At 75.4% G+C, this 9,727-nt stretch carries 8 protein-coding genes; 6 read left to right on the top strand and 2 right to left on the bottom strand.

Going from position 1 to position 9,727, the window contains the following annotated elements; translation table 11 throughout:
- Positions 1-273: 273 nt before the first annotated feature.
- Entirely contained in the window at positions 274-3,324 is a 3,051-nt protein-coding gene (locus ACWGDE_RS31455) for a beta-N-acetylglucosaminidase domain-containing protein (protein WP_453392435.1), read from the bottom strand.
- Positions 3,325-3,525: 201 nt separating this feature from the next.
- Between ACWGDE_RS31455 and ACWGDE_RS31450 the strand changes: the two genes are divergently transcribed.
- From ACWGDE_RS31450 to ACWGDE_RS31440, 3 genes are read left to right on the top strand one after another with little or no spacing between them, the layout of a single operon-like run.
- On the top strand, positions 3,526-3,774 hold the full coding sequence (locus tag ACWGDE_RS31450) for a hypothetical protein (protein ID WP_453392434.1): 249 nt from the start codon (positions 3,526-3,528) through the stop codon (positions 3,772-3,774).
- Between the two features lie 12 nt (positions 3,775-3,786).
- Positions 3,787-5,823 carry a 4-alpha-glucanotransferase gene (locus tag ACWGDE_RS31445; protein WP_453392433.1) on the top strand — a complete coding sequence of 679 codons (2,037 nt, stop codon included), beginning with the start codon at positions 3,787-3,789 and terminating at the stop codon, positions 5,821-5,823.
- A 20-nt stretch (positions 5,824-5,843) separates the two neighbouring features.
- Entirely contained in the window at positions 5,844-6,080 is a 237-nt protein-coding gene (locus tag ACWGDE_RS31440) for a hypothetical protein (protein ID WP_453392432.1), read from the top strand.
- Positions 6,081-6,197: 117 nt separating this feature from the next.
- Here ACWGDE_RS31440 and ACWGDE_RS31435 read toward each other — a convergent pair whose 3' ends face one another.
- Positions 6,198-6,719, bottom strand: coding sequence for a MarR family winged helix-turn-helix transcriptional regulator (locus ACWGDE_RS31435; protein ID WP_453392431.1), 522 nt, complete (start codon positions 6,717-6,719; stop codon positions 6,198-6,200).
- Positions 6,720-6,835: 116 nt separating this feature from the next.
- Between ACWGDE_RS31435 and ACWGDE_RS31430 the strand changes: the two genes are divergently transcribed.
- Genes ACWGDE_RS31430 through ACWGDE_RS31420 form a run of 3 tightly spaced genes read left to right on the top strand, consistent with a single transcriptional unit; the run spans position 6,836 to position 9,692 of the window.
- The gene (locus ACWGDE_RS31430; protein ID WP_453392430.1) at positions 6,836-7,798 is read left to right on the top strand and encodes an EamA family transporter; all 963 of its coding nucleotides are present in this window, start codon (positions 6,836-6,838) and stop codon (positions 7,796-7,798) included.
- Positions 7,799-7,840: 42 nt separating this feature from the next.
- Positions 7,841-8,779 carry a DMT family transporter gene (locus ACWGDE_RS31425; RefSeq protein WP_453392429.1) on the top strand — a complete coding sequence of 313 codons (939 nt, stop codon included), beginning with the start codon at positions 7,841-7,843 and terminating at the stop codon, positions 8,777-8,779.
- Between the two features lie 10 nt (positions 8,780-8,789).
- Entirely contained in the window at positions 8,790-9,692 is a 903-nt protein-coding gene (locus ACWGDE_RS31420) for a LysR family transcriptional regulator (RefSeq protein ID WP_453392428.1), read from the top strand.
- Positions 9,693-9,727: the final 35 nt, after the last annotated feature.

Here is a 9,727-nt window from a genome sequence, read left to right as displayed (position 1 = left end):
GGCGTGCAGGTGCGGGCCGACGCGGGCCAAAATCAGCCCCGCCGGCGTTTGAGGCGCGGGGGTCCGGGGGCTGGCCCCCGTGCAGCGGCGCCGCGCGGGCGCACGGTGCGGCACTGCAACTCGCCCGGTCGGGCGATCCGCGCCGCGCGGGCGCATGGCGCGGCACCGCAACCCGGCCCCGTCGGCCGGGCCCCGGGCGGCGGTGATGGGGGCCGGGCGGAGCCTCGGGGTGGGGGCGGCGGGGAGGTGCCCTGAGTGGGGGGCCGGCCCCGGTTACGGGGTCATCGCGAAGGCCTCGGCCCCCAGGAGACTGATGCCGAATCTCGTGGCCCGGGTTTCGGACGTGACGCGGAGGAAGCGGGCCGCCGGGGCCGACGGGTCCAGGTGGACCGTGTCCACTCCGCCCCGGGAGGCGACCGTCGCGGACGGGTGCCAGGAGAGGCCGTCCGCGGAGGTCTCCACCCGGAAGCGGGAGGGGTACGCGTCCTGCCAGTGGAGGCGGAGGAGACCGACCCGGGCCGGGGCCGGGAGTTCGGCCTGCCACCAGGCGCCGTCCACCGCCGGGGAGGACCAGCGGGTGGCCGGGGAGTCGTCGAGGGCCGCCGAGGCGGGGAAGTCGGGGGTCTCGTCCGCCGAGGACGTGGCCCGGGCGCCGCGCAGCAGGTCCGGGCCCGCCGTACGGGGGAAGGCGCGCACCTTCAGGACGCGGGTCTCGGAGCCGAACGTGACCGGGACCTCGTACGTGCCCGGCGCCGTGCCGGCAGCGACCGCCACGTCCACGGGGAGGGTGACCGTCGTACCGCGCGGGGCGGCCGCCGTGGCCGGCAGACGGACTTCGACGCCCTGAGGCGGCGCCGCCGACAGCGGGCCGCGGACCTCGCCGGGCCGCAGCGCGGACAGCGTGGCCCGCACCCGCTGCGCGGCCCCGCCGATCTCCGCGTCCACGGTGTCGGCCACCTCGAAGCGGGCCTCGGGGCCGTCCGCCGTCCACGGGACCACCCCGTGCACGGCCGGAGCCGGGCCGGACCAGACGAGCCGGACCGCGTCGGCCCGCAGGCCGCCGACGTCCGCCTGGGTCCAGCCCGAGGCCGCCGCCTCGGCGACCTTGCGCCAGCCCTCGCCGGGCACGTGCGCTTCGACGGCCGCGCCCCGGCTCCCGGGCGGCAGCGGATCGGTCATGACGGTGACCGTCGAGACGGGGTGCGCGGCGGACAACTGGACGGTGAAGGAGTCCGCGGCCCGGGCGACCGTGCCCGGGGTGTCGCGGGCCGCGCCGGTCCAGGCGTCGGCCTCGGCCGCGGCCCGGGAGAGGAAGGGGTCCAGTACCGCCTTGTCCACCCGGACGTCGGCGGCCGCGCTCTCGGACAGCTCCTTCACGGCCGCCGACAGGCTCCGCGAGGCCTGCCAGGCCGCCGCCCCGTCCCCGCGGGCCTGGGCCTGCAGGACGTCGAGGGCCAGCTCCCCGGCGGTCCCGTAGCGGGCGAGCCGCGACAGCCAGGGCCCCGCCTCGTCGGCCAGGCCGGGCAGTCGTGCGGGCGCCTCGCGCAGGACGCGGAAGGCGGCCCGCAGCCGGTCGCCCGCCGCCGGGTCGCCCGCGGCCCGCGCCCGCCAGAACTCCTCGGCCGGCGGGGCCAGGTACGCCGACTCCGGCTGGGCCAGGCCCGACGAGGCGTTGTTCCCGGCCAGGGCCGCCAGCGCCTCCCGGGCACCCCGGTCCGGACCGGCGAGCTCGGCGACGGCCGCAGCCCAGGACTCGGCGGCCCGGTAGCCGCGCGGGTTCCAGGCGAAGTCGGCCGCCGTGAACAGCGGGATGCGCGACAGCGTGCCCTGGGGCATCGCGTTGGCCAGCACGGCCGCGGAGCCGCCCGCCACCGCCGGGTCCCGGCCCTGGTAGGGGCCGAGGAAGATCCGGTCCGGGTCCCAGTCGTTGACCGGGTAGTTGTCCATGGTGACCAGCGGGTGCCCGAACGCGGAGCGCGCCCCGGCCAGCTCGTGCCCGGTGATCGTGCGCGGCAGTACGCCGACCCCCGTCCACGCGACCTCGACCCGGCCGTCCAGTGCTCCGGCGAGCGCCGTCCGGTAGGCCGTCGCGCCCTCCTGGTAGTACTCCGTGGGCAGCAGGGACAGGGCGGGCGCCCCCGGATAGCGCCGGGCCAGGTGCGCGGCCAGTTCGCCCGCGACCTCCGCGTGCGCCTTCGCGGCCGCCGCCGGGCCCTTGCCGTACCGCTCGCGGTCGGCCCGGCAGCCCCACTCCGCGTAGCTGACGTCCTGGAACTGCACCTGGAACGCCCGGAAGCCGAGGTCCCACATGGCGTCCACCTTGCGCGCGAGGGCCGCCCGGTCGGCCGCCGAGGACAGGCACATCGACTGCCCCGGCGCGACCGCCCACGCCAGCACCACCTTGTTGGCGCGCGCCCGCTCGGCCAGCGTCCGCAGTTCCGCTGCGCGCTCCGCCGGGTAGTCCCGGCGCCAGTCGGTGGTCCGGTACGGGTCGTCGCCGGGGGCGAGCAGCAGCCGGTTCTGCTTGGTGCGGCCCATGAACTCGACCTGCTCGATCCGCTGCGCGGCCGTCCACGGAGTCCCGTAGAACCCCTCGGTGATCCCGCGCACCGGCGCGGAGGGCCAGTCCCGCACCAGGACCCCGGGCACCTTCCCGTCGCCCCGGGCGAGGAGTTGACGCAGCGTCTGGGCGGCATGGAACGCGCCGTCGTCCCCGGTGCCGGCCAGTGCGACCGTGTCCCGTCCGTCGGCCCTGCCCACCGCCAGCCGGTAGCCGCCGGCCGGCAGATCGCCGGCCCCGGCCGCGCCCAGCAGGCCGAGCGCCCGCTCGGCACCGGGCCCTTGGAGCCGTACGACGGGGATCCGCGCGGGCAGCGGGGCGGGGTCGGAGTCGGAATCGGCCCGCTCGTGCAGGGTGCGTACGCCGGCCCCGCGCAGGGCTTCCCGGACCACCTGGGCGGCGTACGGATCCGCTCCGGCGGGCAGCACCAGCACGGCCTCGGCGCCCAGGGCCACCTCGCGGGCCGGGTCGGCGGTCATCGACCGCGGCCGCGGCCACACCGCGGGCCCCTCGGCGGCGGCCCGCCCGGGATCGGAGCCGGGGTCGAGCAGGGGCACGGGGAGCCGGCCGGGCGGCGGGTCGAGGAGGGGGGAGGAGGCGCCGGGGACGACGGGCGCGCCGGGAGTTCCGGGCGCGGCGGGCGTTCCTGGCGCGGCGGGTGCCGCGAAGGCGGTGGGAGGGCCCACGGCCACCGAACCGCCCAGGAGGGTGCCGATGACGGCGACGGCCGCGGCCGTCGCCCGCTTCCTGCCCCTGAGCTGCACGGAGCCTCCCCGTTCCGAGTCGTTCCCCGCTCGTACGAATGCGCCCGAGCCCACCATCCGTACGGCCGAAGTGTCAACGCCGGCGGGTGATCTGACCGGGATCGGCCAGGAATGCGATGCGTCCGACTGGGTATGGCTGCGGTGTTCTCCAGCGGTGTTCCATGGTCTTGACCGATCCTCACGCACAAAGGAGTGCCTGCCGTGAACACCGAGACGCCGAACACCGCCATATCCACCCCGGTTTCGACTGCCGCCGAAGCCACGAAACAGCGCCCGCCGCTGGCCCACCTGCCCGCGCAGGCCGGGCCGTGCGAGGCGCCGCTGACCAGCGAGCCCTCGCTCGCGGACCTCGCGCACGCCCCCCTGACCAGCGAGCCCCCGCTCATCTGCGAGGCCCCGCTGACCAGTGAGCCGACCACCTCCGCCGCGGCCGCCGCCGCGGGTGACTAGACAAGGAACGCGATGGACGACCTCGCCCGGCTGGCAGCCCTGTACGGCGTCGCCACCACCTACCAGCCGGCCGAGGACGTCACCGTCCGGGTTCCGGAGACCACCGTCGCCGCCGTACTGCGGCGGCTCGGGGCGGACAGCGGCACTCCGGAGTCCGTACGGGCGGAACTGGCGGCGGCCGAACGCGACGCGGCCGAGCGGCTGTTGCCGCGCGTGCTGGTGTGGTGGGCCGGGTCGAGGGCGCCCGTGGAACTGGGTGCGCTCCCGCCGGGCACCCGGACCCGGCTGGAGCCGGAGACCGGCCCGGTGGCGGACGCCGCCGGGCCGGAGGCGGCGACGGGGGCGGGGGCCGTCTCCGGCCCGCCGGCGCAACCGCCGCTCGGCGTGCACCTCCTGCACGCCGAGGCCCCCGACGGCCGCACCGCGACGGCCACCCTGATCGTGGCCCCCGACCGGGCCCCGGCGGCGCCGGAGCGGACCCACGGGCTCCTCGTCCAGCTGTACTCGCTGCTCTCCGAGCGCTCCTGGGGCATGGGCGACCTCGGGGACCTGGCGGAGCTGGCGCGCTGGGCGGGCCGGGTCCACGGAGCCGGTTTCGTCCAGGTCAACCCGCTGCACGCGGCGGTGCCCGGCACCCCGACCGACCCCTCCCCGTACCGGCCCTCCTCGCGCCGCTTCCCCGACCCGGTGCACCTGCGGATCGAGGACCTCCCCGAGTGGGCCGAGTCCCCCGACCGGGCCGCGCTCGCGGAACTCGCCGACCGGGGCGGGGAGTTGCGGCGCGAGGTGCTGGAGAAGGGAGCGCTGATCGACCGGGACGCCGTCTGGGACCTCAAGCGGGCCGCCCTGGAACTGCTGTACGCCGTCCCGCGCACCCCCGAACGGGAGGCGGCCTACGGGGAGTTCCGCGCCGAGCAGGGCGCGGAGCTGGACCGGCACGCCGCCTGGTGCGCCGCCCGGGCCGGGGAGGACCCGGGGACCCGGACCGATTTCCACCGCTGGCTGGTCTGGCTGACGGACACCCAGCTGATCGCCGCGCAGCGGGCCGCCAAGGAGGCCGGGATGGCGGTCGGCATCGTGCACGACCTGGCCGTCGGCGTGCATCCGGAGGGTTCGGACGCCTCCGGCGCGCCCCACTACGCCCGGGGCGTCTGCGTGGGCGCGCCACCCGACGCCTTCAACGCGCGCGGCCAGGACTGGGGGCTGCCGCCCTGGCGCCCCGACCGGCTGGCCGCCACCGGGTACGAACCCTTCCGGGCCCTGCTGCGCGGGGTGTTCCGGTACGCGGGCGCCCTGCGCATCGACCACGTCATGGGACTGTTCCGGCTCTGGTGGATCCCCGAGGGGACCCCGCCCGCCGAAGGCGCGTACGTCTCGTACGACGGGGAGGCGATGCTCGCCCTGCTGGTCCTGGAGGCCCACAGGGCCGGTGCCCTGGTCATCGGCGAGGACCTGGGCACCGTGCAGCCGGGGGTCCGTCAGGCGCTGGCCCGGCGCGGGGTGCTGGGCACCTCCGTGCTCTGGTTCGAGCGGGACTGGGGCGGCGACGGGGAGCCGCTGGAGGCGGAGCGCTGGCGGTCCGACTGCCTGGCCACCGCCACCACCCACGATCTGCCGCCCACGGCCGCCAAGCTGGCCGGAGTCCACGTGGAACTGCGCGACCGGCTCGGCCTGCTGACCCGCCCGCTGGAGCGGGAGCGCGCCGAGGACGCGGCCGACACCGCGCGCTGGCTGGACGTACTGGAGGACCTCGGCCTGGACACCAAGGGCGAGGAGGCCGCCGTACGGGCCCTGTACGGGTTCCTGCTGCGCACCCCGGCCCGGCTGGTGGGGGTCTGGCTGCCCGACGCGGTGGGGGACCGGCGGCCGCAGAACCTGCCCGGCACCTGGGACCAGTACCCCAATTGGCGCCTCCCGGTCGCCGACGCGGAGGGCCGGCCGCTGACGTTGGAGGCGCTGGCCGCCTCGCCGCGCGCGAACGCCCTGCTGAGCGCGGTGCGGGAGGGGGCGGGCACCCGTACGGCACCCCCGGGCGCGCGGGTCGTTTAGGTGTTCGCTACGTTTGCACCGTGGACAAGAAGAACGCTCTGCGCGCCGGCGCCGTCACGGCCGGAACGACGCTGATGATGCTGCTGATGACGTCTCCCGCCCTCGCGCTCACCCGCGACGACGGTGACGACCCGGGTAAGGGCCTGAGCATTGCCGAGACGCTGGGCCTGTACGTGGCCGCGCCGATCGTGCTGTTCCTGGTCATCGCCGGTCTGGTGATGGTCGGCGACAAGTCGCGCAAGCAGCAGGAGAGCTGACCGCGCGAGCGGATTCCGCGAGCTGATCCCTTCGGGGGTCCGTCCGCTCCGCTCGAAAGCTTCCGGGGCGCCGGTGGTCCGTAGGGACCCCCGGCGCCTCGTCGTACCCGGACCCGGTTACGGGAGTCCGGCCAGTACCTTGCGCAGCAGCCCCGTGAGCACCGCCACCTCGGCCTCGTCGAGCCCGGTGAGCGCCGCGCGCTGTGCGGCCAGGCCCGCCTCGACCGCTTCGTCCACGAGCGCGAGGCCGCGGTCGGTGATCGTCACCTGGAGCCCCCGCCGGTCGTGCGGATCGGGCTTGCGGCAGAGCAGTCCGGCCTTCTCCAGCTTGTCCAGCCGTCCCGTCATACCGCCCGTGGTGAGCATCAGCGTGGCCGACAGCTGGCGGGGCGAGAGGGTGTACGGGCTTCCGCTTCGGCGCAGCGTGGCGATGACGTCGAACTCCCCGCGCACGATCCCGTAGCGCGAGTAGGCCCGGTCCATCTCCTCGCCCATGGCCTTGGAGATCCGGAAGATCCGGCCGAAGACGGCCATGGGTGCGGTGTCCAAGGCGGGTCGTACCGCGAACCACTGGGCGGTGATCGCGTCGACGGGGTCCTTGGCGGGCTCGGGCGCGGGCTCGGGCATGGGCTCTGTCATGGCCGCAGTATCCGGCTTCCGCTTGTTCCTTCGCAAGAAAGTTGCTTGCCGAAAAGTAGCTTAGTGCTAAGCTACTTCCAAGTGAGCTACTCGTCCCTGCCGGAGGAGCATCCGTCATGAAGCGCGTCGCCGTCATCGCCCTGACCGCCCTGGCCCCCGTTTCCTGGGGCTCCACCTACTTCGTGGCCTCCGAGCTGCTGCCGCCCGACCGGCCGCTGTTCACGGGGGTCATGCGGGCCCTGCCGGCCGGGCTCCTGCTGACCGCGCTGGCCCGGACCCTGCCCAAGGGGCAGTGGTGGTGGAAGGCCGCCGTCCTGGGCGGGCTCAACATCGGCGCCTTCTTCCCGCTGCTGTTCCTCTCCGCCTACCGCCTGCCCGGCGGGGTCGCGGCCGTCCTGGGCTCCGCGGGACCGCTGTTCGTCGTCGGCCTGTCCGCCCTGCTGCTGGGGGAGCGGGCGCGGCTGCGGACCGTACTGGTCGCCATCGTGGGGGCCTTCGGCGTGAGCATGGTGGTGCTGACCGCCGAGGCGCGGCTCGACCTGCTCGGGCTCGCCGCCGGCATCGTCTCCTCGGCCTCGATGGCCGCGGGCACCGTCATGACCAAGCGGTGGGGGCGCCCCGAAGGGGCCGGGCCGCTGGCGCTGGCCGGCTGGCAGCTCACCGCGGGCGGGTTGATGATCATCCCGGTGGCCGCGCTGGTCGAAGGGGCGCCGCCCGCGCTCGACGGAGACGCCTTCCTCGGCTACGGCTACATGATGCTGATCAACACCGGCCTGGCCTACTGGCTCTGGGTGCGCGGCATCGGGCAGCTCACCGCCACCTCGGTCACCCTGCTCGGCATGCTCTCCCCGCTGACCGCCGCCGTCATCGGCTGGGCCGCCCTGGGGCAGGCGCTGTCTCCGGTGCAGGTCCTGGGCATGGCCGTCGCCCTCGGGGCGACCGTCGCGGGACAGATCGTGACCCGGCCGGCGCGGCCCGAGGCCGAGCCCGAGGCCGTCTCCACCGGACCGTTCAGTTCTTCTGAAGAGACCGATCGAAATGATTCGATGGACCTGACGGGTGACTCGGTGCGACGGTAAGGCATCGACCGAAAACACCGGACCCCGAGGGGGAGACACACAGTGGCCGTCATGGACCGCGTCCGTACCGTTTCGCAGACCGAGCAGCCCGGCAGCGGGGGCACCCGGGCCAAGAAGGGGGCCACCGGCCTCGGCGTGCTCCTCGCCCTGCTCGCGACGGTCGTCTGGTCCGGCAGCTTCGTCGCCACCCGGGGCATGGCCGACAGCATCCCGCCCGTCCAGGCCGTCTTCTGGCGCTGGACCATCGCCACCGTCGCCGTCGCCCCCTTCGCCGCCCGGCAGGCCTGGCGGCAGCGGGCCCTGATCCGCAAGCACTTCGGCTACATCGCACTGGCCACGCTCTTCGGCGTCACCCTCTACAACACCCTCGTGCACCAGGCCGGACTGACCACCTCGGCCTCCAACATGGGCATGATCATGGCCGCCTCGCCGGTCGTCATGGCGCTGTACGCCCGCCTCGGCGGCGAACGGCTCGGCGCCCGGCGCACCTGCGGCCTGGCCCTCGCCGCCCTCGGCGTCCTGCTCCTGGTCGGCAAGGGCTCGATCCGCTTCGACTTCGCCGCCGGCGACCTGTGGATGTTCGGCGCCGCCCTGTCCTTCGCCACCTACAGCGCGCTCCTCAAGCGCAAGCCCGCCGAACTGGGCGGACTCGCCTTCCTGATCACCACCTTCGTCCTCGGCGCGCTGATGCTGGCCCCCGCGTACGCCGTCTCCGTCAGCGTCCAGGGCGGCTTCCGGGTCACCCCCTCCACCGCCGGAATGCTCCTCTACGTCGGCGTCCTCTCCTCCGCCGTCGCCTTCTTCGCCTGGAACAAGGCCGTCTCGGTCATCGGCGCCGCCCGCGCCGGAGTCGTCTACTACCTCCAGCCGGTCTGCGTCGCCGGCCTCGGCCTGCTGCTCCTCGGCGAGACCACCGGCCCCACGCAGCTGATGTGCATGGCGCTGATCCTGGGCGGCGTCGGCCTCGGTGCCCGCAGGTAGGTTCGGTCCCATGACCGAGTGGGACATCAAGAAGCTGCGCATCCTGCGGACCCTCGCCGAACAGGGGACCGTGACCGCGACGGCCGAGGCGCTGCACATGACGCCCTCGGCCGTTTCGCAGCAGCTGACCAATCTGGCCCGGCTGCTGGGGGTCCCGCTGCTGGAGGCCCAGGGCCGCCGGGTCCGCCTCACGGACGCCGCCCACCTGGTCCTGCGGCACGCGGAGGCGGTCTTCGCCCAACTGGAGCGGGCCGACGCCGAACTGGCCGGGTACCTGGCCGGAGAGGCCGGGGAGGTCCGGATCGGGGCCTTCTCCACCGCCGTACCGGTCCTCGTGGTCCCGGCGGTCGCCGCCCTGAGGCGCTCGCACCCCGGCGTGGAGATCCGCGTACGGGAGACCGAGGCGGCGGAATCGTACGAGCTGCTGTCCGCCGGGGTCGTGGACCTCGCGCTGTCCCTGGCGGCGCACGCACCGACCGCGCGGGACCCGCGGTTCACCCGGGTCACGCTGCTGGAGGACCCCCTCGACGTGGCCCTGCCGCCGGACCATCCGCTGGCCGGGGCGCCGGAGCTGCGGCTCGCGGACCTGTCCGGCGATCCGTGGATCTACGGGGGCAGCGGACCCTGGTCGGAGATCACCCGCAGTGCCTGCGAGGCGGCCGGGTTCGTGCCGGAGCAGGCGCACTCCGCGTCCGGGTGGACGGCGATCCTCGCGATGGTCGAGGCGGGGATGGGGGTGGCGCTCGTGCCCCGCATGGTGTCGGGCCGGGCCCCTGGCGTCGCCGTCCGGGTCCTGTCCCGCGACCGGCCGACGCGGCACGTCATCGCGGCGCTGCGTCGCGGCTCGGAATCGGCCCCGGCGGTGGCCCATGCCTTGGCTGCCCTGACGGCCGTCGCGGCCGCCCGGGAGTAGCCGCTGCGCGGGGCTTCCCCCACCCCGCCCCTTCC

This window comes from Streptomyces sp. NPDC054956, assembly GCF_053609185.1.
Note: the sequence above shows the minus strand (reverse complement) of the source record. Positions and strands in the feature narration are given on the sequence as shown.